This window comes from Variovorax frigidus, from assembly GCF_051216515.1.
Lineage (GTDB): Bacteria > Pseudomonadota > Gammaproteobacteria > Burkholderiales > Burkholderiaceae_C > Variovorax.
In genome coordinates this window covers 468,652-493,220 of the sequence record NZ_JBPJZF010000006.1, presented here as the reverse complement: position 1 = coordinate 493,220, position 24,569 = coordinate 468,652, and the positions used below count along the sequence as shown (strand labels likewise).

21 protein-coding genes are annotated in these 24,569 nt (G+C 68.2%); 11 read left to right on the top strand and 10 right to left on the bottom strand.

The window, feature by feature from the left end:
* Positions 1–20: 20 nt before the first annotated feature.
* From hutC to ACSFBC_RS20375, 4 genes are read right to left on the bottom strand one after another with little or no spacing between them, the layout of a single operon-like run.
* On the bottom strand, positions 21–758 hold the full coding sequence (gene hutC, locus ACSFBC_RS20390) for a histidine utilization repressor (RefSeq protein ID WP_435512171.1): 738 nt from the start codon (positions 756–758) through the stop codon (positions 21–23).
* Positions 759–781: 23 nt separating this feature from the next.
* Positions 782–1,567: an ABC transporter ATP-binding protein gene (locus tag ACSFBC_RS20385; protein ID WP_435512170.1), complete on the bottom strand. Its 786-nt coding sequence runs from the start codon at positions 1,565–1,567 to the stop codon at positions 782–784.
* Entirely contained in the window at positions 1,567–2,400 is an 834-nt protein-coding gene (locus tag ACSFBC_RS20380; protein ID WP_435512250.1) for an ABC transporter permease, read from the bottom strand. Before ACSFBC_RS20380 ends, ACSFBC_RS20385 begins: the two co-directional genes overlap by 1 nt.
* 43 nt (positions 2,401–2,443) lie before the next feature.
* Entirely contained in the window at positions 2,444–3,409 is a 966-nt protein-coding gene (locus tag ACSFBC_RS20375) for an ABC transporter substrate-binding protein (protein ID WP_183028407.1), read from the bottom strand.
* Between the two features lie 257 nt (positions 3,410–3,666).
* On the opposite strand from ACSFBC_RS20375, the gene recQ reads away from it, so the two are divergent.
* A complete protein-coding gene (gene recQ, locus ACSFBC_RS20370; protein WP_435512169.1) occupies positions 3,667–5,562 on the top strand; it encodes a DNA helicase RecQ in 1,896 nt (631 codons plus the stop codon).
* 115 nt (positions 5,563–5,677) lie between these two features.
* On the opposite strand, the gene ACSFBC_RS20365 is transcribed toward recQ, so the two are convergent.
* The 3 genes from ACSFBC_RS20365 to ACSFBC_RS20355 all read right to left on the bottom strand — a co-directional run bounded on the left by ACSFBC_RS20365 (position 5,678) and on the right by ACSFBC_RS20355 (position 12,464).
* Positions 5,678–8,260: a beta strand repeat-containing protein gene (locus ACSFBC_RS20365; RefSeq protein ID WP_435512168.1), complete on the bottom strand. Its 2,583-nt coding sequence runs from the start codon at positions 8,258–8,260 to the stop codon at positions 5,678–5,680.
* 222 nt (positions 8,261–8,482) lie between these two features.
* Positions 8,483–10,063: a S41 family peptidase gene (locus tag ACSFBC_RS20360; protein WP_435512167.1), complete on the bottom strand. Its 1,581-nt coding sequence runs from the start codon at positions 10,061–10,063 to the stop codon at positions 8,483–8,485.
* 76 nt (positions 10,064–10,139) lie between these two features.
* A complete protein-coding gene (locus ACSFBC_RS20355) occupies positions 10,140–12,464 on the bottom strand; it encodes an ATP-binding protein (RefSeq protein WP_435512166.1) in 2,325 nt (774 codons plus the stop codon).
* Between the two features lie 113 nt (positions 12,465–12,577).
* Between ACSFBC_RS20355 and ACSFBC_RS20350 the strand changes: the two genes are divergently transcribed.
* The 3 genes from ACSFBC_RS20350 to ACSFBC_RS20340 all read left to right on the top strand — a co-directional run bounded on the left by ACSFBC_RS20350 (position 12,578) and on the right by ACSFBC_RS20340 (position 16,160).
* Positions 12,578–13,777: a threonine ammonia-lyase gene (locus ACSFBC_RS20350; protein ID WP_435512165.1), complete on the top strand. Its 1,200-nt coding sequence runs from the start codon at positions 12,578–12,580 to the stop codon at positions 13,775–13,777.
* Between the two features lie 90 nt (positions 13,778–13,867).
* Positions 13,868–14,020: a hypothetical protein gene (locus ACSFBC_RS20345; RefSeq protein WP_435512164.1), complete on the top strand. Its 153-nt coding sequence runs from the start codon at positions 13,868–13,870 to the stop codon at positions 14,018–14,020.
* A gap of 289 nt (positions 14,021–14,309) precedes the next feature.
* Positions 14,310–16,160, top strand: coding sequence for a phosphoenolpyruvate carboxykinase (GTP) (locus tag ACSFBC_RS20340; protein ID WP_435512163.1), 1,851 nt, complete (start codon positions 14,310–14,312; stop codon positions 16,158–16,160).
* Between the two features lie 76 nt (positions 16,161–16,236).
* Here ACSFBC_RS20340 and ACSFBC_RS20335 read toward each other — a convergent pair whose 3' ends face one another.
* A complete protein-coding gene (locus ACSFBC_RS20335; protein WP_435512162.1) occupies positions 16,237–16,782 on the bottom strand; it encodes a hypothetical protein in 546 nt (181 codons plus the stop codon).
* Positions 16,783–16,892: 110 nt separating this feature from the next.
* Between ACSFBC_RS20335 and ACSFBC_RS20330 the strand changes: the two genes are divergently transcribed.
* Positions 16,893–17,888 (top strand): LysR family transcriptional regulator, encoded by a 996-nt coding sequence (locus ACSFBC_RS20330; RefSeq protein WP_435512249.1) that lies wholly within the window; start codon positions 16,893–16,895, stop codon positions 17,886–17,888.
* A 20-nt stretch (positions 17,889–17,908) separates the two neighbouring features.
* Here the strand turns inward: ACSFBC_RS20330 and ACSFBC_RS20325 are convergent, their stop codons facing one another.
* Entirely contained in the window at positions 17,909–18,082 is a 174-nt protein-coding gene (locus tag ACSFBC_RS20325) for a hypothetical protein (RefSeq protein WP_183028416.1), read from the bottom strand.
* Between the two features lie 145 nt (positions 18,083–18,227).
* Here ACSFBC_RS20325 and ACSFBC_RS20320 point away from each other — a divergent pair, with 145 nt between their 5' ends.
* The 3 genes from ACSFBC_RS20320 to ACSFBC_RS20310 all read left to right on the top strand — a co-directional run bounded on the left by ACSFBC_RS20320 (position 18,228) and on the right by ACSFBC_RS20310 (position 20,914).
* Positions 18,228–19,034 carry a metallophosphoesterase gene (locus ACSFBC_RS20320; RefSeq protein WP_435512161.1) on the top strand — a complete coding sequence of 269 codons (807 nt, stop codon included), beginning with the start codon at positions 18,228–18,230 and terminating at the stop codon, positions 19,032–19,034.
* Positions 19,035–19,100: 66 nt separating this feature from the next.
* Positions 19,101–20,330, top strand: coding sequence for a nucleoside recognition domain-containing protein (locus ACSFBC_RS20315; protein ID WP_435512160.1), 1,230 nt, complete (start codon positions 19,101–19,103; stop codon positions 20,328–20,330).
* Positions 20,331–20,470: 140 nt separating this feature from the next.
* Entirely contained in the window at positions 20,471–20,914 is a 444-nt protein-coding gene (locus tag ACSFBC_RS20310; protein WP_435512248.1) for a flavin reductase family protein, read from the top strand.
* Between the two features lie 137 nt (positions 20,915–21,051).
* Here the strand turns inward: ACSFBC_RS20310 and ACSFBC_RS20305 are convergent, their stop codons facing one another.
* Positions 21,052–21,975 (bottom strand): isopenicillin N synthase family dioxygenase, encoded by a 924-nt coding sequence (locus ACSFBC_RS20305; protein WP_435512159.1) that lies wholly within the window; start codon positions 21,973–21,975, stop codon positions 21,052–21,054.
* A 64-nt stretch (positions 21,976–22,039) separates the two neighbouring features.
* On the opposite strand from ACSFBC_RS20305, the gene ACSFBC_RS20300 reads away from it, so the two are divergent.
* From ACSFBC_RS20300 to ACSFBC_RS20290, 3 genes are read left to right on the top strand one after another with little or no spacing between them, the layout of a single operon-like run.
* Complete coding sequence (locus tag ACSFBC_RS20300; RefSeq protein WP_435512158.1) at positions 22,040–22,942, top strand: DMT family transporter; 903 nt, start codon at positions 22,040–22,042, stop codon at positions 22,940–22,942.
* Positions 22,939–24,219, top strand: coding sequence for an arsenic transporter (locus ACSFBC_RS20295; protein WP_435512157.1), 1,281 nt, complete (start codon positions 22,939–22,941; stop codon positions 24,217–24,219). Before ACSFBC_RS20300 ends, ACSFBC_RS20295 begins: the two co-directional genes overlap by 4 nt.
* Before the next feature lie 49 nt (positions 24,220–24,268).
* The gene (locus ACSFBC_RS20290) at positions 24,269–24,565 is read left to right on the top strand and encodes a hypothetical protein (protein WP_435512156.1); all 297 of its coding nucleotides are present in this window, start codon (positions 24,269–24,271) and stop codon (positions 24,563–24,565) included.
* Positions 24,566–24,569: the final 4 nt, after the last annotated feature.

Here is a 24,569-nt window from a genome sequence, read left to right as displayed (position 1 = left end):
CAGCGAAAAACGGTGCGGCCTCAGCCGAAGCTGGGGTTGCCGTCGGCGCGGAAGCGGCTGCCGAGTCGGTAGCGGGAAGCAGGGTGCAGGCAGCGCACCCAGGTGACGGGCGTGGTGCGCGTCCAGGTGCGACGTGTCAGCAGCAGGCAGGGTTCGGTGACGGCCATCGCGAGCCGCTCGGCCTGCTCGGCGCTGGGCAGCACCGCGTCGACCAGATGCTCGATCTGGTCGAAGGGCACGTTGCGCACCAGGTACTCGCTGGGCGGCATGAGCTCGAAATCCTGGGCCAGATAGTCGGGCACGACGAGCGGATTCACGTAGCGCTCCTCGAGCTGCACGGGCGTGTCGTTCTCGCGGTGCAGGCACACGCTGTGGAACACCGATGCGCCGGACTGCAGGCCCAGCCACACGGCCACGTCGGGCGCGGCGGCGATGCGCTCGACGGCCAGCATCTCGCAGCGGTAGTCGTGGCCGCGCTGGCGGATCTCGCTGGCGATGTTGGCGATCTGCAGCAGCGTCGACTGCGGCTTGTCCTCGGCCACGAAGCTGCCGACGCCGGCCAGGCGGGTGATGCGGCCCTGCGCGACCAGCTCGCGCAGCGCGCGGTTGACCGTCATGCGCGCGACGCCGAACTGCGCGACCAGCTCGTGCTCGGACGGCAGCCGATGGCCTGCCGGCCAGGTGCCGTCCTGGATCTTGCGAGAGATGAATTCCTTCACCTGCTCGTAGAGCGCAAGGGCCGGCAGATCGCGTTTCATGGCCGTGGCTTCTCTCTTTCTTTTCAGTGCTCGGCCGAGGCCATGGACTCGGCGCGGATCTCTTCGGTGAGCTGCGCCTTGATCGCCATGAACTCGGGCGAGGTCTTGATCGTGTAGTGGCGCGGGTGCGGGAAGTCGACCGCGATCTCGGTCTTGATGCGGCCCGGCCGCGCGCTGAACACGGCCACGCGGTTGGCCATGAAGATGGCCTCGTCGATGTCGTGTGTGACGAACAGCACGGTCTTCTGCGCCGATTCCCAGATGCCGAGCAGCAGCTCCTGCATCAGCACGCGGGTCTGGTTGTCGAGCGCGCCGAAAGGCTCGTCGAGCAGCAGCATCTTGGGGTCGTTGGCCAGCGCGCGCGCGATGGCCGTGCGCTGCTGCATGCCGCCCGAGAGCTGCTTGGGAAAATGGTTCTCGAAGCCGCGCAGGCCGACCTTGGCGATGAAGAAGTCGCTGCGCTCCTTCTGCTGCGCTTCGCTCATGCCGCGCTCCCGCAGCCCGAAGCGGATGTTCTGCGCGATGGTCAGCCAGGGGAACAGCGTGTAGCTCTGGAACACCACGCCGCGGTCGGCGCCCGGGCCTTCGATGCGCTCGCCGTCGAGCAGCACCTGGCCGGTGGTCGGGAAGTCGAGGCCGGCGACGATGCGCAGCAGCGTCGACTTGCCGCAGCCCGATGGGCCGAGGATGGTGACGAAGTCGTTTTCCTTGACCTCGAAATCGATGGGCTGCAGTGCCTGCGTGCGCTGGCCCTTGGTGCCCTCGAAGACGCGGGACACACCCTGGATGGAAAGCTGGTTGCGCGACATCAGATCGTGCTCCATGCAAAGAGCTTGCGGTTGAGGGCCTTGAACGCGAAGTCCGAGACGAGGCCGATGATGCCGATCACGATGATCCCGAAGATGATCTGCCCGGTGTTGAGCAGCGCCTGGCTGTCGGTGATCATGTGGCCGATGCCCGAGGACGAGCCGATGAGCTCGGCCACGATGACGTAGGTCCAGGCCCAGCCGAGCACCAGGCGCAGCGTCTCGGCGATGCCCGGGGCGGCGCCCGGGATCAGCACGCGCCTGACGATGCCGCGGCTGTCGGCGCCCAGCGTGTACGCGGCCTCGACCAGGTCCTTGCGTGCCCCGCCCACGATGACAGCGACCATCAGGATGATCTGGAACACCGAGCCGATGAAGATGACGAGCAGCTTCTGCGTCTCGCCGATGCCGGCCCAGAGGATGAGCAGCGGAATGAAGGCCGACGCCGGCAGGTAGCGGCAGAAGGACACGAAGGGCTCGAGGAAGGCCTCGACCGGCTTGTAGGCGCCCATCGCGATGCCCAGCGGCACGGCCACGACCGTGGCCAGCACGAAGCCGCCCAGCACGCGCCACACCGTCATGCCGATGTCGTGGATGAAGTTGTACTCGGTGAACAGCAGCCAGGCTTCCTTCACCATCGTGACCGGGCTGGCCAGGAAGGTCGGCGACACGAAGCCGCCCAGGGTGAAGAAGGCCCAGACCGCGACGAACAGCACGAAGAAGCCGACGCCGAGCAGCCAGCGGGCGCGGGCGCTCACCGGCTCCAGCGGCGCGATGCGCCGGCGCCGCACGGGCGCGGGCGTTGCCGCCGGGATCGAAGGAGGGGGCACGGGCATCGGTGCCGTTCGCGTGTTCGCCATTGTCTGTCTTGCTTGCTGCTTACTTGATGAACGACGCGTCGAAGGTGACGGCCAGGTCTTCCGGCGCCTTGCGGATCACGCCGGCTTCCAGCAGGATCTTCTCGGCGTCCTTCATGAAGGCCGTGAGCTCACCGGCGAAGAACTTCTGGTTGGCCGCCTTGTCCTGCCAACGCAGGTAGGCCGCCGACTTGGCGAACTGCTCGCCGGTCTGCTTGACCGCCGAGCCCATCAGCTCGTTGGATTTGGCCGGGTCGGCCTTGATCATCTCGAGCGCCTCGAAGTACGAGTTGGTCAGCGCCTGAGCGGCCTTGGCATTGGCCTTGAGCCAGGTCGGCGCGCAGCCGACCGTGTCCATCACCATCGGGTAGTCGAGCGTGGTCGCGAGGATCTTGCCGGCGGCCGGATTGCTGCGCACGGTCGACAGGTAGGGCTCGTAGGTCATGGCGGCATCGTTCTGCCCGGCGACGAAGGCCTGCGCGGCGGCTTGCGGCGACAGCGTGGTGGTCTTCACGTCCTTGAGCGTCATGCCGTTCTTGCTGAGCATCCAGGCCAGGCCGAAGTAAGGCGCGGTGCCCGGTGCATCGACGCCGATGGTCTTGCCCTTGAGGTCGGCGAAGTTCTTGATGTCGCCGCGCACCGCGATGCCGTCGGCGCCGTAGGACTTGTCCATCTGGAAGATCTGGACGATGGGCACGCCGTTGGCGTTCCATGCGACGTGGGTCTCGATGGTGGTGGCCGCGCACTGTATCGCGCCCGATGCCAGCGCCAGGTGACGGTCCTTCTGCGGGATCATCTTGAGTTCGACGTCCAGGCCGTTCTTCTTGAAGATGCCCGCCTTGTCTGCCAGCGACAGCGGCGCGAAGCCGGTCCAGCCGGACATGCCGAGCACGATCTTGGTGTCCTGCGCGGAAGCGGTGGTGGCAATGCCCGCTGCGCACAGGCCGGCTGCGAGCAGCGAGGTGACTTTGACGACCATCTTGACCATGGGTACTCCTGGATTCCGTTCGTGATGAAAAGCGAGCCGTTCGACGCGTCGGGGGCTGGCGCCCGCGTCGGTGAGAACGGATTGTGGCCATGCGCCCCAACTTGTCTATACAGGGTTACCCCAGCGCTCGATCTCGGTGCATTGTCTCAGTGGAAATGCACCAGATTGCTGTCTAGACAGGTTGGCATCGCGTGACCACTGGTCTATTGCAAAGCGCGTGCCAGCCATGGCACGGACCGATCGGGGACAATGGCCCCGTGTCCCTCGCCACCCTCCCCCCTTCCACCGAAAACCAGGGCAGCGCCGCGCCCGCGGACATCCTTCACGAGGTGTTCGGCTACACCCAGTTCCGGGGTGCCCAGCAGGCCATCGTCGACCATGTCGTCGTCGGCGGCGATGCGCTGGTGCTGATGCCCACAGGCGGCGGCAAGTCGCTGTGCTACCAGATCCCGGCCATCGCGCGGCAGCGCGCGGGGCACGGCGTGTCGGTGGTGGTGTCGCCGCTGATCGCGCTGATGCACGACCAGGTCGGCGCGCTGCACGAGGCCGGCGTGAACGCCGCCTTCCTCAATTCCACGCTCGACTGGGAACAGACGCAGGACGTCGAGCGCCGCATGCTGCGCGGCGAGATCACGCTGCTCTATGCCGCGCCCGAACGGCTCAACACGCCGCGCTTCCTGTCGCAGCTCGACTCGCTGCACGAGCGCGGCAAGCTCAGCCTGTTCGCCATCGACGAGGCGCATTGCGTGAGCCAGTGGGGCCACGACTTCCGCCCCGAGTACCGCTCGCTCACCGTGCTGCACGAGCGCTATGCGGGCGTGCCGCGCATCGCGCTCACGGCCACGGCCGACGACCTGACGCGCGCCGACATCGTCGAGCGGCTGCAGCTGGAGGAAGCGCAGCAGTTCGTCTCGAGCTTCGACCGGCCGAACATCCGCTACACCATCGTCGAGAAGAAGGACGCCACCACGCAGCTGCTGCGCTTCATCCAGCGCGAGCACGAAGGCGATGCGGGCGTGGTCTATTGCCAGTCGCGCAAGCGCGTCGAAGACGTGGCCGTCGCGCTGCAGGACGCGGGCATCAACGCCCTGCCCTATCACGCGGGCCTCGATTCGGCGGTGCGCCAGAAGCACCAGGACCGCTTCCTGCGCGAGGAAGGCATCGTGATGGTCGCGACCATCGCTTTCGGCATGGGCATCGACAAGCCCGACGTGCGCTTCGTCGGCCACCTCGACATGCCCAAGAACATCGAGGGCTACTACCAGGAGACCGGCCGCGCCGGCCGCGACGGCGCGCCGGCCGATGCCTGGATGACCTACGGCCTGCAGGACGTGGTGAACCAGCGCCGCATGATCGACGAGAGCCCGGCCGGCGAGGAGTTCAAGCAGGTCATGCGCGGCAAGCTCGACGCGCTGCTGTCGCTGGCCGAGGCGAGCGACTGCCGGCGCGTGCGGCTCTTGGGCTATTTCGGCGAGCAGAGCACGCCCTGCGGCAACTGCGACAACTGCATCACGCCGCCGCAGGTCTGGGACGGCACCGACGCGGCGCGCAAGCTGTTGTCGACCATCTACCGCGTGAACCAGCACAGCGGCATCAGCTTCGGCGCCGGCCACATCATGGACATCCTGCGCGGCAAGCCGACCGAGAAGGTCAAGCAGTTCGGGCACGAGGGCATCAGCACCTTCGGCCTGGGCGCGGAGTTCAGCGAAGTGCAGTTGCGCGGCGTGCTGCGGCAGCTGATCGCGACCGGCGCGCTGGCCGTGAATTCGGAAGCCTTCAACACGCTGCAGCTGACCGACGGCTCGCGCGCGGTGCTCAAGGGCGAGCAGGTGGTGAGCCTGCGCGAGTCGGTGTCGACGCCGGCCGAACGCAAGCCGCGGCGCGAGAAGACGGCGCGCGGCGCGCCCTCGCCCGCCGCCGCCACGCTGGACGAGGCCGGCCAGCAGCGCTTCGCAGCGCTCAAGGCCTGGCGCGCCGAGGTGGCACGCGAGCACAACCTGCCGGCCTACGTGATCTTCCACGACGCCACGCTGGCCGCCATTGCAGAACGCGCCCCCGCCACGCTGGAAGACCTGCAGGGCATCAGCGGCATCGGCACCAAGAAGCTCGAGGCCTACGGAGCGGATGTGCTGCGGGTGTGCAGCGCGTTCTGAGCCGCCAGGTGAATCTTCACACCTCGTCCACAAAAAAGCCCGGCCAGACCTGAGGCCTGCCGGGCTTTGAAGACGCCGACGGCGCACCGGGCGCCGTGGAAGCGTCGCCTTGAACTTACCAGGAGAACATGCCGCCGACGCCAGCCGCGGCACGGCCGTCGGTGCCGGTGCCGAGGTTGAGCTTGATCTGCAGCGATTCGGAAATGCGCGCCGCCATGCCCACCGCGACGGCAGAGCGGCCGTCGTAGGTGCCCACGCCCACGCCCATGCCGAAGTTCTTGCCGGCCTCGAGCGCCGGCATCGATGAAGCCGCCACGGCGATCGCGACGCCGGTGCCGGAGACCTTGCGGTTGTCGCTGAGCTGCTGTTGAACCTGTGCGTTGGTGCGCGCCTGCGCCGCATTGGCATTGCCCTGCGCGTTGTTGAAGGCCGCCTGGTTGGCGTTCACCACGCTCTGGTTGCTGTTGATCACGGCCTGCTTGTTGTTCACCACCGTCTGATCGCTCACCACCTGGTTGAGCTGGTTCACGTTGGCCGCATCGGTGCCGGCCACGCCGGCCGCCACGCCGCTGATGGTCTTGTTGTTGTTGTTGATGCCCTGCGTCGAGGTGATACCGCTCACGCTCAGATTGCCGCCCACGGTGGCTGCGCCGGTGGTCGACAGCGTGGTCGTCGCGATGTTGCCTGTGTTGGTGATGCCGCTGGTGGTGGTGGCCCCTGTCACGCTCAGGTTGCCACCGACGGTCGCCGCGCCCGTGGTGGTGAGCGTGTCGGTCTTGAAGTTACCCGTGTTGGTCACGCCATTGGTGGTGGTGGCACCGGCCACGTTCAGGTTGCCGCCCACGCTGGCCGCACCGGTGGTGGTGAGCGTGTCGGTCTTGATGTCGCCCGTGTTGGTGATGCCGTTGGTGGTGCTCGCGCCCGCCACGCTCAGGTTGCCGCCCACGGTGGCGGCGCCGTTGGTCTTGAGCGTGTCGGTCGTGAGGTTGCCCGTGTTCGTGACACCGTTGGTGGTGGTGGTACCGGCCACGCTCAGGTTGCCGCCGACCGTGGCCGTACCCGTGGTCGTGAGCGTGTCGGTCTTGATGTCACCGGTGTTGGTGATGCCGCTGGTGGTGGTGGTGCCACGCACGGTCAGGTTGTCGGTGAGCGTGGTGTTGCCCAGGATCGTGTTGGTGCCCGTGGCGCCATGGCTCTGGATGCCGGTGGTCAGCGCATTCGGGGAAGCGCCGGAGAAGATGCCGGTGCTGGTGGTGCTCGTGCCGCTGGCTGCGTCGTAGTCGGAGGCCGTTCCGCTGATCAGGGCGCCCGTTGACTTGTCGAACGTGCCGGTGCTGGTCCCTGCGTCACCCGCAAAGGCGCCCGTGAGAATGGGGGCCGCCGCGTTGACGTGATACAGCGCCGCTGTATCGGGAGTCGCGACGACCGCCGACGCCCCACTTTGCAACGAGACCACCGTCGGCGTCTGGTTGATCTGCGTGACATTGCCGGCGCTGTCTCCGACGGTCGAAGTGAAGGTCGTCGCTGTCTGCTGGATGCCCGACACGTTCCCCGCGGTGTCAGTCACTCCGAAAATGGTGCTCGTCGTTGTCTGCTTGAGTGCCGACCCATTGCCGGCCGCGTCGCGGACCGCAGTGTTGGAACTCGTCGCCGTCTGGTTGATCGTCGACAAATTGCCGGTGCCATCGCTGACCTGAGATGTGGAATTCGTCGCCGTCTGGTTGAGCGACGCCAGGTTTCCGTTGCCGTCGTTCGTCTTGACGAGGTTACCCGTCGCCGTCTGACTGAGCGTCGTCCGATTCCCGTTGTTATCTTTCACCGCAGCGGTATTACCCGTCGCCACCTGGCCGATCCCCGACACATTGCCGGTGCCGTCGCTGACCTGAGATGTGGAATTCGTCGCCGTCTGACTGAGCGAGGCACGATTTCCGTTGCTGTCCTGAACCCCGATTGAGCTATTTGTCGCCGTCTGGTTGAGCATCGCCAGGTTTCCGTTGTTGTCGTTCACCGCGGCGGTGTTACCCGTTGCCGTTTGGTTGATCGCTGACGCATTGCCGGTGCCGTCGCTGACCTGTGCTTTGGAGCTCGTCGCCGACTGGTTGAGCGACGTCTGGTTTCCGCTACCGTCGTTCACCCTGACGTCATTGCCCGTCGCCGTCTGGTTGATCCCCGCCTGGTTTCCGCTACCGTCTTTCACCGCGACAGTGTTGGCCGTCGCCATCTGGTTGATCGCCGCCGCATTGCCGGTGCCGTCGCTGACCTGTGCTTTGGAGCTCGTCGCCGACTGGTTGAGTGACGTCTGGTTTCCGCTACCGTCAGCCGCCCTGACAAGGTTGCCCGTCGCCGTCTGGCTGAGCGCCGTATTGTTTCCATTGCCGTCATTCACCCCGACGGAAGCAGTCGAACTCGTCTGTTGGATGGTCGACATGTTGCCAGTGCTGTCAAAGACCCGAGAGTTGGCCGTGGTCGTCGTCGTTGTGGACTGCGCCCCATGGCCCACACCGTCATCGACAGTGATGTCGATCCGTTGCGGAAGGGGAGTAGCAACGGGGGTCGTGCTGGTGCCCCCCGCTTGCACCTCCGTGAATTGCTGTTCGGCTTGGACGTGCACGCTGGTGATCACTGCTTGGGCCGAGGCGTTGAAGGTGCAGACGGCCAATGCGGCGGCCAGCACCGTGAGGCGAAAGTGAGTTTTCATTGCAATCCCTGAATGTTTTTTTAAAACGGCGACCCCGCACCCTGCGTTGCCGCACCGGGAGGGATCGTAGGGAGCTTCGTCAGACTAAAGGTTGGCGACAGGCGGCCACGGGCCCGCAATTCATGAACTAATTCACCAATTGCAGGCCCGCCAAATCGTCAATGAATTGATTTGTGCGCCAATTGCGCTAGACGTTTACAAATCTATGCGTCGCGCGCAGCCTTATGGCGCGTCGGCGGACTCCACGATCCGATTGGAGCGCAGCACATTGCGATCGAGATAGGGCATGCCGTTCGCCTCGGGCAACGGTGCCGCCACGGCGCTGCGTCGGGCCGCGGAGGCCACGGCCGGTACCGGGCAGACACCGCTGGCGCGGTAGCTCAATGCCGCTGCGAAACGGGCCTCGGCCGGGTCGCCCAGTGCGTGCTCGAAGTCGTCGGACACGGTGCAGGTCGGCGCCATGCCGTCGCCGTAGTCGCCGAAGCCCTTGGCATTGACACCCTGGAACTGGATTGCGAAGTAGGTGGTGCCGCAGTTGTCCTGCGGATAGAAGCCATAGGGCTTGCCGCAGGTGGCGGCGCCGATCAGATCGACCGTGACGCCGATGCCGCGCAGGCCGTTGACCACCGACTCGCTGGCCGAGCAGGTGTCGGGCCCGGCCAGCACCGAGACGCGGGTGAGCCCGAGGCGCGGCAGCGGCTGGCCGGCCGTGACCGAGTAGCCGCGCGTGGTCGTCGGGAACAGCACCGCCGATCCCGTGGCCGACACGCCGAAAGGATTCTTGCGGTTGAACTGCAGCTTTTCGAACACCGCGCCCTGGGTGGCCTGAGGCGACGCGATCATGCTGGCCACTTCGCTGGCGACGCCCAGCAGCCCGCCGCCGTTGTAGCGCATGTCGAGCACCAGGTTGTTCACGCCGGCCGCGCTCAATTGCCCCATCGCCGTCACCAGCTGGGACTCCGCCTTGCGCACATGGTCGTTGAACTGCAGGTAGCCGACGCGTCCGCCGGGCGTGTCGATGGTGCGCACGTTCTGCACCGGCGAACGCTCGATGCTGGCGGACACCAGGTTGACGGTGCGCACGCTGCCGTCGGTGGCGCGCAGCTTGAACAGGTGCGCGCGGCCGTTGGCCGGCGGCGACAGCGCAGTGTTGAGTTGGTCGACCTCGGCCTGGCTCCGGGCGTTGACGGCATCGACCCCGTCGACGGCCAGCAGGCTGTCGCCGCGCACGATGCCGGCCAGCGCCGCGGGCGAACCGGGCTCCGTGTAGGCCACGCGGATGTTGCGCGGCACCGAGCGTTCCAGGTAGGCGAACTCGACGCCGTAGCCGGATTCGGTGCTCTGCTGTACGTCGCCGTAGGCGGCCGTGGGATAGCTGAAATGGAAGCGATCCTTGGCGCGGCCGGACGCGGTGAGCGCCGGTGTCTTGAGCACGTCGAAATAGCCGACGGGCGTGGCGTAGCTGGCGGCCTGGAGGTTCGTCGGCACTTCGTCGTACCAGAGGTAGGTCTGGTCGATCCAGCTGCGCACCCAGTTCTTCTCGTCGGCCAGCGTGCCGGCGCGGTCGGTGAACGCCACGCCGGTGCTCGGGTCGATGCCGGTACGCGGCGCGGCGCACAGGCCGACGGTGCTGGCCGCGCCCTGTGCACCTGGCGGCGAGGTCGCGCCGGTCGATGCCCCATCCCCGCTCCCTCCTCCGCCACCACCACCGCCGCAGCCGGCGATCGACAGCGCGGCGGCCAGCGCCACGCCCTGCAGGACGGTGCGCGCGGCGCCGTCGGGCTTGTTGCCTTGTTGTGTCATGACTCCCTTTTCTCTTTTCATTGGATGACGGCGCGTCGATGCGCGCCTGCTTGCTGTCGTCGCCTCTGCGCGAAGACTATTGCACGAAGCCCATGCCGCGCGATTCGCGCACTTCGGGCTTGATGCGGTGCTCGGCTTCGAGCTGGTCGAGGAATTCGGCCGCCGAGAACTCGGCCGCGAGGATATCCGTTTGCCGCTTCACGGCCGCGAAGTCGCCCGGACACAGCTGCGCCAGGCGCGCGAGCCGCTGCCGAAGCGCCGCATCCAGCAGCGAGGCATCGCCGGCCAGCGCCTCGGCCACGAACATGCGCTCGCGCTGCGGCGCGGTCAGCGGCATGAACTTGATCTTGAAGGTGAAGCGGCGCAGCGCAGCCTGGTCGAGCCGGTCGAGCAGGTTGGTGGTGCAGACGAAGATGCCGCCGAAGCGCTCCATGCCCTGCAGCATCTCGTTGACCTCGGTCACCTCGTAGGTGCGCTGGGCGCCGCGCCGATCCTGCAGGAAGGAGTCGGCCTCGTCCAGCAGCAGCACGGCCTTCTCGGCCTCGGCTTCCCTGAACATGGCGGCCATGTTCTGCTCGGTCTCGCCGACGTACTTGCTCATCAGGTCGCTGGCCTGCTTGACGATCAGCGGCCGGCCGATGGCCTGCGCAATGTGCTCGGCCAGCGCGGTCTTGCCGGTGCCGGGGGCGCCGTAGAAGCACAGCGTGCCGTGGCCGCGCACGCGCAGCGCCTCGACGATGCGCGGGATCTCGAAGCGGGTCTCGACGTTGAGCATGCCCAGGTCATAGGTGGTCACGCTGCGGCGCGCGCCGGGGGATTTGTCGACCGTGCCGAGCGCCAGGTCGGCGTTCCGGAGCTGGCGTTCGATCAGACCCTCGACCGAGGCATCGTCGGTTCGCGCCAACTGCGCGAAGCGCACCGCGGTGCGGATCTGCGCGGGCGTCAGGCCCTTGCGTTCGGCCAGCTTGGCGGTGAAGGCGTCCGACACCGTCACGCCCTCGAGCGTCTTGCGCACCAGCTGCTCGCGTGCGCCCGGTGGCGGCGATTTGAGCTCGAGGTGGTAGGCGAAGCGGCGCCGGAAGGCCGGATCGATCTGCTCGATGCGGTTGGTGATCCACAGCGTGGGCACGGCATTCGATTCGAGGATCTGGTTGACCCAGGCCTTGCCGCTCACGCTGCCGCTGGTGGGCGCCGGAATCTGCTCGGCGCGCGCCATGAACTGCGCGGCCTCGGTGCTGATCGGCGGGAACACGTCCTCGACCTCGTCGAACAGCAGCGCCGCCTGGGCGCTGCCCTTGAGGAAGACCTGGGCGATCTGCAGCGAGCGGTAGCGGTCGCGGCCCGAGAGCGAATTGCCGTCGCGGTCGGCGTACTCGACCTCGAACAGGTCGAGGCCCGCGGCCTGCGCCACCACCTTGGCCAGCTCGGTCTTGCCGGTGCCGGGCGGCCCGTAGAGCAGCACGTTGACGCCCGGCTCCTTGCGCGACACCGCGGCGCGCAGCAGCGTGACCAGCATCCGCGCGTCTTCGGCCGCGAAGGAGAAGTCGTCGATCGTGAGCCCGCTCTTGGCCGACGGGCGCGTGAACACCGCCATCAGCTCGCTGTGGTCGCGGTACTCGCGCATCAGCACCGGCGGCAGCTTCTCGCTGACCTTCATCAGGTCGGCCAGGTCGGTGATGTTGTGTTCGGAGATCAGGTTCTCGACCAGCCCGATGCGCTCCAGCCGCGAACCGGCGCGCAGCGCCTCGCCCACGTCGCTGGCGCTCACGCCCGCCACCTCGGCGATCGCGGCATAGGCCTCGGGCGCGTTGTTGACCTTGAACTCGACCAGCAGCGAGCGCAGGTCGCGCTGGTAGCGCGCCAGCGTGCCGTAGAGCAGCAGCGCGCGCTCGGCCTTGTTGAGCTGCAGCAGGCCGGCCAGGGACTCGATGTTCTTCTCGACCAGCGTCGACTGCTTGCGCAGCGCATGGGTGAGCCAGTCGCGCGTGACCGACAGCACGGTGAGCAGGTCCTTGGGCTGGTCCTTGACGTACTCGTCGAGGTAGAAGAACAGCGTGCCCTCTTCATAAGGGCCGCGCCAGACGCCGTGGCGCTCCAGCAGCGTGCGGCCGTCGAAGGCCTCGACGCCCTTCCAGACCTCGTTGCCGGCGCAGCGGCGGCCGAGGAATTCGCGCAGGCGCTGCAGCACCGGGGCGGGCCACACCAGGTGGCGGCCGGTCAGGGAGAGCAGGCCGTTGAGGTCGCGGCGCACGTTGAAGCGCGGGCCCTGCTTGGCCGCGAGCGTGAGCACGAAGTGCGAACACATGAGTTCGAGCACCGGTGCTTCCTTGAGTCCGGGCGACGGCAGTGCCTGCCCGCGCAAGGGAGCAGTCACCGCATCGATACCCGCGCGCTTGACCATTCGACGACCTCCAATGAAGGAACCCAGCGCGACCATAACGCAGAGTTTTGTGTTGTGGAAGACAGCGCATCGGTAAATGTCCCGATGTTGCAAATCCCTCCACAATGCCAAGCATGATCGGCATCCAAGACATCGAACGCGCCGCGGCACGCCTGCAAGGGCAGCTGCTGGCCACGCCCTGCGTCGAATCGCGCACCCTGTCCGACATCGTCGGCGCCCAGGTCTTTCTCAAGTTCGAGAACCTGCAGTTCACCGCCTCCTTCAAGGAGCGCGGCGCCTGCAACAAGCTGGTCGACCTGTCGGAGAGCGGCGTGCAGGGCGTGGTGGCCATGTCGGCCGGCAACCATGCCCAGGGCGTGGCGTACCACGCGCAGCGGCTGGGAATGCACGCGACCATCGTGATGCCGCGCTTCACGCCGGGCGTGAAGATCGAACGCACCCGCAGCTTCGGCGCCGAGGTGGTGCTGCACGGCGACACGCTCGACGCGGCGCGCGCCCACGCGGTCGAGCTGTCGGAACGCGACGGCCTGGCGCTGGTCCACCCCTACGACGACGAAGCCATCATGGCCGGCCAGGGCACGGTGGCGCTCGAAATGCTCGACGCCGTGCCCGACCTCGACATGCTGGTCGTGTCGGTGGGCGGCGGCGGGCTGATCGCCGGCATGGCGATCGCGGCGCGGGCCCGCAAGCCCGGCATCGAGATCGTCGGCGTGCAGACCACGCGCTTCCCGGCGATGGTCAACGCCGTCCAGGGCGCGCACCACCCGCAGGGCACCAGCACGATCGCCGAGGGCATCGCCGTGGGCACGCCCGGCGTGCTGACGCGCGCGGTGATCGAAAAGCACGTCGACGACCTGCTGCTGGTCGACGAGGGCGACATCGAGCAGGCGGTGCTGATGCTGCTGGAAATCGAGAAGACGCTGGTCGAGGGCGCGGGCGCGGCCGGCCTGGCGGCGCTGCTGCGGCATCCCGCGCGTTTCCAGGGCAAGCGGGTCGGGCTGGTGCTGTCGGGCGGCAACATCGATCCGCTGCTGCTGGCCGCGATCATCGAACGCGGCATGGTGCGGGCCGGCCGGCTCGCCCGGCTGCGGGTCAGCGCGCGCGACGTGCCGGGCATGCTGGCCCGGATCACCACGACCGTGGCCGAAGCGGGCGCCAACATCGACGAGGTGCACCACCAGCGCGCCTTCACCATGCTGGCGGCGCAGAACGTGGAGATCGAACTGGTGCTGCAGACCCGCGGGCGCGAGCATCTGGCGGCCGTCCTGACGGCCTTGCGGCAGTCGGGCTTCGAGGCCGAAGAGCAGCATTGACCTGCTCCGGGCAAGCCCTCGCAGGGCGGCCGGAGCCCGTTGGCTAAAATGCGGGCAGTCTTGCCTTGCCAGAATTCAAAGGAATCCCCCATGTCCACCCCTACACCCGTCGAACCCGGCCACGATGCCATCGTTGAAAAAGACGCGGTCGAGTCGGTCGTGCACCTGATGCCGGTCGTGCTGCCGCTGGTCGGCGGCGTGCTGATGCTGTTGCTGGCTTCCATCGCCGTCTACATGGCTTGAAGGTGCGGATGGACCTGCTGCGCGATCCGATCTCGCACCTGCGGTCCTCGCCGTACCGAAGTACGGCTGCGGTTCTCGGCGCAAGCTCGGACCGCTCGCGACGGTCCCTCCACACCTTCAACGTCCCAAAGGGCTGAGCCTTCGGGCTGCGCCTGATCTGACGGACGGCGCAAACGCCCGGGCACCTGCCTCCCATCGCATCTCCGACCGAAAACGTTTTTTCAAACGGCTCTCCCGCCGACGCCGAGCCCCGCTCGAAAAGACGAATTTTCAACTCCGGAGATTTTCGATGAACGCACCTGTGATGAATGGCTTGCCCATTCAGGCGCCCCCGCACGTCAAGAACGCCAGGCTGATCGCCTGGGTGGCCGAGATGGCCGCGCTGTGCAAGCCCGACAGCATCTACTGGTGCGACGGCAGCACCGCGGAATACGACCGCCTGTGCCAGCAGCTGGTGGACGCCGGCACCTTCAAGAGGCTCAACGAGGCCAAGCGCCCGAACTCCTTCCTGGCCACCTCCGATCCGACCGACGTCGCGCGCGTGGAAGACCGCACCTATATCTGCTCGGCGACCAAGGAAAACGCCGGCCCGACCAACAACTGGATGGCGCCGGCCGAGATGCGCGCCACGCTGCAGCCGCTGTTCGACGGATGCATGAAGGGCCGCACGATGTACGTCGTGCCCTTCTCGATGGGCCCGCTGGGCTCGCCGATCGCGCACATCGGCATCGAGCTGTCCGACAGCCCCTACGTCGCGGTCAACATGAAGATCATGACCCGCATGGGCAAGGCCGTGTACGACGTGCTCGGCACCGACGGCGAATTCGTGCCCTGTGTCCACACCGTGGGCGCGCCGCTGGCCGCGGGCGAGCAGGATGTCGCCTGGCCCTGCAACAAGACCAAGTACATCGTCCACTACCCGGAAACGCGCGAGATCTGGAGCTACGGCTCGGGCTACGGCGGCAACGCGCTGCTGGGCAAGAAGTGCTTCGCGCTGCGCATCGCCTCGACCATGGGCCGCGACGAAGGCTGGCTGGCCGAGCACATGCTGATCCTCGGCGTGAGCAATCCCCAGGGCCAGAAGTACCACGTGGCGGCCGCTTTCCCCAGCGCCTGCGGCAAGACCAACTTCGCGATGCTGATCCCGCCGGCCGGCTTCGACGGCTGGAAGGTCACCACCATCGGCGACGACATCGCCTGGATCAAGCCCCAGGCCGACGGCTCGCTGCGCGCCATCAACCCCGAAGCCGGCTACTTCGGCGTGGCCCCGGGCACCAACGAGCAGACCAACCCCAACTGCATGGCCAGCCTGAACCGCGACGTGATCTTCACCAACGTGGCGCTGACCGACGACGGCGACGTCTGGTGGGAAGGCATGGGCGAGGCCCCGGCCCACGCCATCGACTGGCAGGGCAAGGAATGGACGCCGGCCATCGCCAAGGAAACCGGCGCCAAGGCCGCGCATCCGAACGCACGCTTCACCGTCGCCGCCACCAACAACCCGGCGCTCGACGAGGCCTGGGACGACCCCAAGGGCGTGAAGATCGACGCCTTCATCTTCGGCGGTCGCCGCTCGACCACCGTGCCGCTGGTGACCGAGGCACGCAACTGGACCGAAGGCGTCTACATGGCCGCCACCATGGGCTCGGAAACCACCGCCGCCGCCACCGGCCAGGCCGGCGTGGTGCGCCGCGACCCGTTCGCGATGCTGCCCTTCATGGGCTACAACATGAGCGACTACTTCCAGCACTGGCTCGACCTGGGCAAGAAGCTCGAGGCCTCGGGCGCCACGCTGCCGAAGATCTACACCACCAACTGGTTCCGCAAGGGTGCCGACGGCAAGTTCGCCTGGCCCGGCTACGGCGAGAACATGCGCGTGCTCAAGTGGATGATCGACCGGATCGAAGCCAAGGCCGCGGGCACCGAGCATGCGTTCGGCGTGTCGCCGCGCTACCAGGACCTGAACTGGACCGGCCTGGATTTCAGCGCCGAGCAGTTCGACACCGTGACCAGCACCGACAAGGCCGCTTGGCGGGCCGAACTCGCGCTGCACGATGAACTGTTCCAGCAGCTGGCCCACCACCTGCCCAAGGAACTGCCGGCCACCAAGGCCGAGATCGAACAGCGCCTCGCGGCCTGACGACTGAACGGGCGCTCCGGGCGCCCACAAAAAAACCGCCCCTCGGGGCGGTTTTTTCATGGGGCCGGAGCCTGGCTCAATAGTACTTGCCGAGGTTCACGCGGCGCATCGCTTCGTACAGCGTCGGCACCTTCACATCGGCCGAGCGCTGCGCGACGATCGCACGGGCCAGCTGGGCCGGCACCTGCGCGGGCTCGCCGGTCAGGGCTTCGTGACGGGTCACGGCGGCCTGAATGTCGTTCATGACGCGGGCGTCGTACTGGGCGTAGGCCAGGAAGCGTGCATCGCTGCGGGCGGCTTCACGGCGCTGGGCATAGGTGCTCCAGCCCTGGGTCGCACGGGCCGCCAGGGTGCGGGCGGTGCCGGCGAAGAAGGCCAGCACCACGAAGGCGACGGCCCACATCACGAGCCAGGCGACGAGCAGGCCGCCTTCGTCGATGTTCGACACCAGCTTGTCGGCGACGACGAGCAGGGCCGAAACGACGGCGGCCAGCAGCAGGGCGGCGAGGCCGCGCGAGCCGTCGACGTCATGGGCGGCGGTACGGAAATGGTCAAAAACGGCTTCGGCGCGGGTGACGCCCGGGTGAGCCGCCGGTTGATCAACGTGGACAAAGCTGGTCATGAGAATTTCCCTCCAAGGGGGTGAATGGCCGAAGCCGATAGAACGAATATTAGGGCTTACCCTAGTGTCGCGCCACTTTATCTTCTTGATGTTTATCATTCACAACGATGATGAACGTCAACTTCCGCACGCTGGACCTCAACCTGCTGCGCGTGTTCGACGAGGTGATGGCCGAGCGCAACCTCACGCGCGCGGCCCGCAACCTGTCGCTGACGCAGCCGGCCGTGAGCAACGCACTGCGCCGCCTGCGCGAAGTGCTGGGCGACGAGCTGGTGCGTCGCGCGGGCGCCGGCGTCGAGCCGACCCCGCGCGCGCTGGCGCTCTGGCCGACCGTGCGGGAGGCGCTGCTGCAGTTGCAGCACACGCTGGCGCCCAACGAGTTCGACGCCGCGGTGGCCGACACCACCTTCGTGCTGGCCATGGCCGACGCCACGGCCGCCGAGCTGATGCCGGGCCTGATGCAGATCGTGCAGGCCGAGGCGCCGGCGATTTCGGTGCGCGTGGTGCCGCTGACCACGCGCGACCCGCGGCAGCTGCTGGAGAACGAGGAGGCCGACATGGCGGTCGGCTACTTTCCGGCCGTGATCGCCAGCCTCACGGCCCGCGGCCAGACCGGCGTCGCGGTGCCCTTCGAGGCCCAGCGGCTCTATGTCGGTCAGTACGTGTGCGTGATGCGGCGCGACCATCCGCTGGCGCAGAAGCCGCTGACGCTCGACGACTACTGCGCCGCGCGCCACCTGCTGGTGAGTTTTTCGGGTCGCCCCTATGGCTTCATCGACCAGACGCTGGCGGCGCTCGGGCGCGAGCGGCGCATCGTGGTCACGGTCAACCAGTTCTTCACCGCCGGCCGGGTGGTCGCGAGTTCCGACCTGCTGACGGTGCTGCCGCGCCACTTCGTGAGCGTGACCGGGATCGATGCGCAACTGGTGCTGCGCGACCTGCCCTTCGACCAGCCGCTGGTCCACGTGGACGCGGTCTGGCATCGGCGCGCACAGCACGGGCATGCGCATGAGTGGCTGCGCGCGGCGCTGGTGCGCTCGGCGGCGGCGGCTTTCGCGCGCTCGCTGCTGGGGACCGGCCCTGCGGCCCCACCGGAAAAAAGCTGAAGGAAGGAAGGAAGGAAGGATCAGCGGACGACGCGCAACCAGGCGCTGGCGGCTTCGCGCAGCTCCTGCGCGTGGTGCGCGTCGAGGCCGGCACGCAGGTCGGCGCTTTCCATCAGCGTGGCGGCATAGCTGGCCGGCACCTGGGCGGTCGAGGAACGGAAGAAACTGGCCACTTGGGCGATCAGACTGGACATGGTGTTTGCGCGGCCTGCCCGCGCTGGTGTTGGAAGGACTGCCTCAAGAATAAGGGTTATCCCTAGTTTTTCAACGTCGACTTCATGCGCCTTGTGCATAGGGCGATCCAGAATCCACCCACGCCGCAGCCTCTAGACTGGGGCCATGAAGCTTCAACTGCTGTCCGACCTGCACCTGGAATCGCACCCGAACCTGCACCTCACCCCCGCACCGGGCGCCGACCTGCTGGTGCTGGCCGGCGACGTCGGCTCCTACCAGAACGGCTCCCGGCTGACCGGCGACGATTTCGGCCTGACCCGCTACTCGCCGCGGCACGGCTGGCCGACCCCTGTCTTCTATGTGCCGGGCAACCACGAGTACGACGGCGCCGACCTCGACGAAACCCATGCCCGGCTGCGCGCGCTGTGCGCCGAACTGGACATCACCTGGCTCGAGCGCGAGACCGTGGTGCACGGCGGCGTGCGCTTCATCGGCACCACGCTCTGGGCCGACTTCGATGCGCTGGTGGCGCCGACGGACGACTTGGGCGAGCGGCTGAAGAAGCGCGGCAAGGCGATGCGCGCAGCCGATTTCTACCTGGTCAAGGCTGCGGCCACGCGCGGCGGCCATCCCTTCCTCGCAGCCCAGCAAAGAGAGCACTCACTCGCGTGCCAGGACTGGCTGCGCAAGGCATTGGACGAGCCCTTCGACGGCACGACCGTGGCCGTGACACACTTCGCGCCCACTTTGGCCAGCGCCGATCCGCGCTATGGCCTGCGTCCGGGCACGGCCGGTTTCTGCAACAGCCTCGACGAACTGCTGCCCCGTGCGCAGCTCTGGCTGCACGGCCACCTGCACTGCGCCTTCGACTATGTGAAGGACGGCTGCCGCGTCGTGGCCAACCCGCTGGGCTATGCCTCCAAGGGCGAGCAGGAAGGCTTCCGGCCCGACCGGCTGATCGAGGTGAACTGAAGGGGGCGCGCCCGCCCCCTATGATCGGCCGGCATCCGCGGAACGAAAAAACACGGGGAAGAACGCATGCTCAACGGCCTCTGGCTGGGCTTTTTCATGGTCGCAGCCGTGGCCGCGCTGGGGCGCTGGCTCATCGGCGGCGACCCGGCCGTGTTCGCCGCCATCGTCGAGAGCCTGTTCGCGATGGCGCGGCTGGCGGTCGAGGTCATGGTGCTGCTGTTCGGCACGCTCACGCTGTGGCTGGGCCTGCTGCGCATCGCCGAGGCGGCCGGCCTCGTGGCCTGGCTGGCCCGCCTGCTCGGGCCGCTGTTCCGGCGCCTGATGCCCGAGGTACCGGCCGGCCATCCCGCGCTGGGCCTGATCACGATGAATTTCGCGGCCAACGCGCTGGGCCTGGACAACGCGGCCACGCCGATCGGCCTGAAGGCGATGCGCGAGCTGCAGACGCTCAACCCGCGGCCGGACACCGCCAGCAATGCGCAGATCCTGTTCCTGGTGCTCAACGCCTCGTCGCTCACGCTGCTGCCGGTGACGATCTTCATGTACCGCGCCCAGCAGGGCGCACCGGACCCGACGATGGTCTTCCTGCCGATCCTGCTCGCGACCAGCGTGTCGACGCTGGTGGGCCTGCTGTCGGTCGCGCTGGTGCAGCGCCTGCGGCTCTGGGACCCGGTGGTGCTGGCCTACCTGCTGCCCGGCGCGCTGGTGCTGGGCGGTTTCATGGCGCTGCTGGCCACGCTGTCGTCGGCCGCGCTGGCCGCGCTCTCGTCGCTGATGGGCAACCTCGCGCTGTTCGGTCTGGTGATCCTGTTCCTGGCGGTCGGCGCCTGGAGGCGCGTGGGCGTGTACGAACGCTTCATCGAGGGTGCCAAGGAAGGCTTCGACGTGGCGAAGAACCTGCTGCCCTACCTGGTCGCGATGCTGTGCGCGATCGGCGTGCTGCGTGCCTCGGGCGCGCTCGACTTCGCGTTGAACGGCATCCGCTGGCTGGTGGTGCGAAGCGGCTGGGACACACGCTTCGTCGATGCGCTGCCGACCGCGCTGGTCAAGCCCTTCTCGGGCAGCGCGGCGCGCGCGATGCTGATCGAGACCATGAAGAGCCAGGGCGTCGACAGCTTCCCGGCGCTGGCCGCAGCCGTGATCCAGGGCAGCACCGAGACCACCTTCTACGTGCTGGCCGTGTACTTCGGCGCGGTCGGCATCCAGCGCGCGCGGCATGCGGTGGGTTGCGCGCTGGCGGCCGAGTTCGCGGGCGTGGTGGCGGCCATCGGCGTCTGCTACTGGTTCTTCGGATAGCCCGCACGGCAATGCGGCCCGGGCGCATCGGCCAGAATAGCCGCCTGCCTCCTTCCATCTCCCCCTCCTCTCTCGTGAACGCTCCCGTCCAGGCGCAGCCGCCTTCCTTCTCGGCCGATGAATTCCGCCAGGCGCTCGGCATGTTCGCCACCGGCGTCACCATCGTGACCGCGCGCGCCGCCGACGGTTCGCTGGTGGGCCTCACGGCCAACTCCTTCAACTCGGTGTCGCTCTCGCCGCCGCTGGTGCTCTGGAGCCTGGCGCTGAGCGCGGGTTCGATGCCGGCGCTCAGCACGGGCTCGCACTACGCGGTGAACATCCTGGCGTCGAACCAGAAGGCGCTGGCCGAGCGCTTCGCGAAGAAACGCGCCGACCGCTGGCAGGACGTGGAATTCACCGAAGGTCTGGGCGGTGCGCCGGTGCTCGCCGGCGCCGCGGCCAGCTTCGAATGCTTCAACCGCAGCCGCTACGACGAGGGCGACCACGTGATCTTCGTGGGCGAGGTGGAGCGCTGCAGCCACACGCCCGGCGCGTCACCGCTGCTGTTCCACGGCGGGCGCTTCTACACCGAGCACCCGCTTTAATTGCTCGCCCCCAGTCTTCGCGCACCTTGGCCCGTCCTGAGCTTGTCGAAGGGTGTCGCTCCGCCACCCCCCTACCGGGGGCAACACCAGCGGCCCGGCAAAGCCGGTTCCGCGGTGTTTCTGGAAGATGCACCACGTCAACCTGGCGGCTTCGTTGCGTACGTCGCGGCGAAGCGCTGCTGCAGGTAGTCGTTGGCGGTGATCGGCGCGTAGCGCGGCGCCTGGCCTTCGGGCACGCACGACGGGATCGCACTCACCAGCGCGTCCGGATTCGGATCGAGGAACACCGCGATCGAATACCGCTCGGCGGTCGGCGCGGCCACGCGGTGCGGCGTCGACACGTAGACGTCGTCGGTCCAGCGCATCAGGCAGTCGCCGACGTTGCAGACGAAGGCCCCGGGCAGCGCGGGCACATCGAACCAGACGCCGTCGCGGCGCCGCACCTGCAGGCCGGCCACGCCGTCGGTCGCGAGCAGCGTGACGTTGCCGTAGTCGGTGTGGGTGCCGGCGCCGATCTGCGCGCTCGGCTCGGTCGACGCAGGCTTCGGGTAGTGCAGCAGGCGCAGCGTGGCCAGCGGCCGGCCGATCTTGTCGTCGAAGAAGTCCTCGGCCAGGCCCAGGTCGAGCGCGAAGGCGGTGTGCAGCCGCCGGCCCACCGCGAGCGCCGCATCGAAGTAGGCCTGCACCGTCTCGCGAAAGCCCGGCAGTTCCGGCCACACGTTGTCGGGCCGCGTCCGGCCGTCGGTCCAGATCAGGTTGAAGGCTTCCTTGTGATCGGCCGCGGTCTTCTCGTCGAGCGCCTCGACGCCCAGGCCGACGTAGCCGCGGTTGCTGCCGAGCTTGTCGATCGCCATCGCGCGCTTCAGGTCCGCCGGCTGCGCGAACAGCCGCGCGCTCTGGTCGAAGGTGGCGGCGACCTGCGCCGGCGCCACGCCGTGGCCGACGATGGCGAAGAAGCCGACCTCGCGGCAGGCGGTGCCGATCCGGCGTGCGACGGCGCGGCGTGCGGCCGCATCGTCCGAAGCGAGTGCCGTGATGTCGATGAGCGGGATGTCTTGCATGGACGCATTGTGCGCAACCCGCCGCTACGATCAATGCCTGTCCCGCCGTTCCCCCGGAGCCCCATTGACCGACCGCAAGAGCCACCTCGACCCCCGCGCCACGACCCTGCTCGTGGCCTGCTGCGCTTTCTGGGGGCTGCAGCAGATCCTGATCAAGACCACGGTCACCGAGGTGCCGCCGATGTGGCAGGCCACCCTGCGCATGTGCGGCGCCGTCGCGCTGCTGTGGCTCTGGTGCCTGGCGCGCGGCGTGAAGCTGTTCGAGCGCGACGGCACCTTGTGGAGCGGGCTGCTGGTCGGCGCGCTGTTCGCGGGCGAGTTCCTCTGCATCTACACCGGGCTGCAGTACACGACGGCTTCGCGGCTCACGGTCTTCCTCTATTGCTCGCCCTTCGTGGTGGCGGTGCTGCTGCCGCGCTTCGTGCCCGCGGAGCGGCTGCGCGGCGTGCAGTGGGCCGGGCTCGCGCTGGCCTTCGCGGGCGTGCTGTTCGCGTTCAGCGAGAGCTTCACGCACGCCGCCAGCCCGACCCAGCTGCGCGGCGACGCGCTGGCCCTGCTGGCCGGCCTGCTCTGGGGCCTGACCACCCTCGTGCTGCGCACCACCAGGATGGCCACGGCCAGTGCGGAGAAGGCGCTTTTCTATCAGATCGCGGTCACGGCGGCGGCGTCGCCCCTGATGTCGGTGCTGCTGGGCGAGACCCGCGGCTGGTCGTACTCGGGCTACGCCTGGTTCTCGATCGCGCTGCAGACCGCCATCGGCGCCTTCGCCAGCTACCTGACCTGGATGTGGCTGCTGCGGCACTACCCGGCCACGCGCATCTCCTCCTTCACCTTCCTCACACCGCTGTTCGCGCTGGTGTTCGGCGTGGTGCTGCTCAAGGAGCCCCTGACGGTGCGGCTGCTGCTGGCGCTGGCCGGAGTCGGCGTGGGCATCCTGCTGGTCAACCGCAAGGCGCGCGGCGCATGACGCCAGGCCCCGTCACGGTCGCGCATCTCGCGACCTGGGCCATCGCGGCGCTGGCCACGGCCGCCGTCATCGTGCGGCCCGGCCGCTGGCCCGAGGCCGTGTGGGCCGTGGGCGGCGCGCTGGCGCTGGTCGGCGCGCAGCTGCTGCCCTGGCGCGAGGCGCTGCAGGCCGTCGGCAAGGGCCTGGACGTCTACCTGTTCCTGGCCGGGATGATGCTGATCTCCGAGCTCGCGCGGCGCGAAGGCCTGTTCGACTTCCTCGCGGCACGCGCGGTGCACCATGCGCGCGGCTCGGCGCCGCGGCTGTTCTTCGGCATCTACGCGATCGGCGTGGTGGTCACGGTCTTCATGTCGAACGACGCCACCGCGGTGGTGCTCACGCCGGCGGTGTACGCGGCCGCGAAGAAGGCCGGCGCCAGGCCGCTGCCCTACCTGCTGGCCTGTGCCTTCATCGCCAACGCGGCGAGCTTCGTGCTGCCGATCTCGAACCCGGCCAACCTCGTGATCTTCGGCGAACACCTGCCGCCGCTGGGCGCCTGGTTCGGCCAGTTCGCGCTGGCTTCGGTGGCCTCGATCGGCGTGACCTATGCGGTGCTGCGCTGGCTGCAGCGCGACGCGCTGGCCGCGCCCATCGCGCAGGACATCGCGCAGCCCGTGCTCTCGCCGGCCGGGCGCTGGGCGGGCGCGGGCATCGCATCGGTGGCGGTGGTGCTGGTCGCGACCTCGGCGCTGGGCGGGCCGCTGGGCGCGGCCACGCTGGGGGCCAGCGCGCTGGCCTGCGCCGGCGTGCTGCTGCGCGAACGCAGCGCGCCCTGGGCGCTGCTGCGCGGCGTGTCGTGGAGCGTGCTGGCGCTGGTCGCGGGCCTGTTCGTGCTGGTCGAGGGGCTGGTGCATTCGGGCCTGATCCCGCTGCTGAGCCACGCCCTGCGCGAAGCCACCACCGCATCGCCCACCGGCACCGCCTTCGGCAGTGGCGCGCTGGTGGCCGTGCTGTGCAACCTCATGAACAACCTGCCGGCCGGGCTGATGGCCGGCTCGGTGCTGGCCAGTGCCGACGCCACGCCGCTGGTGCGCAGCGCGGTCGCGATCGGCATCGACCTCGGGCCCAACCTCTCGCTGACCGGTTCGCTGGCCACGCTGCTGTGGCTGGTCGCGATCCGGCGCGAAGGCGAGAACGTCACGGCCTGGCAGTTCCTGCGCGTGGGCGCGGTCGCGATGCCGCTGGCGCTCGCGGCCGCGCTGGGCGCGCTGTACCTGCAGCATCGGCTCTGGGGCTGAAATCAACACGCTGATCGCGATCCTGAGTTGGCTGCTGATCGGCATCGCCGTGGCGCCCTTGGTGGTGCTCGCGCTCTACGTGCTGGCCGACCGCCTGGGCCTGCGAATCGCCGAGCGCCTGCTGGATGCGATGCTGCCGCTGCTCACGCTGCAGTGGCTCGGCGGTGGCCTGTTGAACATCGTGGGCGGGCTCGCGCTCGTCGCGCTGGGCGTCTGGGCCATCGTGCACGACAGGGGGCTCGCGGGCTGGCTGGCGGGCGCGCTGCTGGTGCCCTTCGGGCTCTGGCGCACGCTGCGGGGCGTGACCGTGACGAAGGCCTTCGTCGCGCCGCAGGACCCGCCCTGAACGC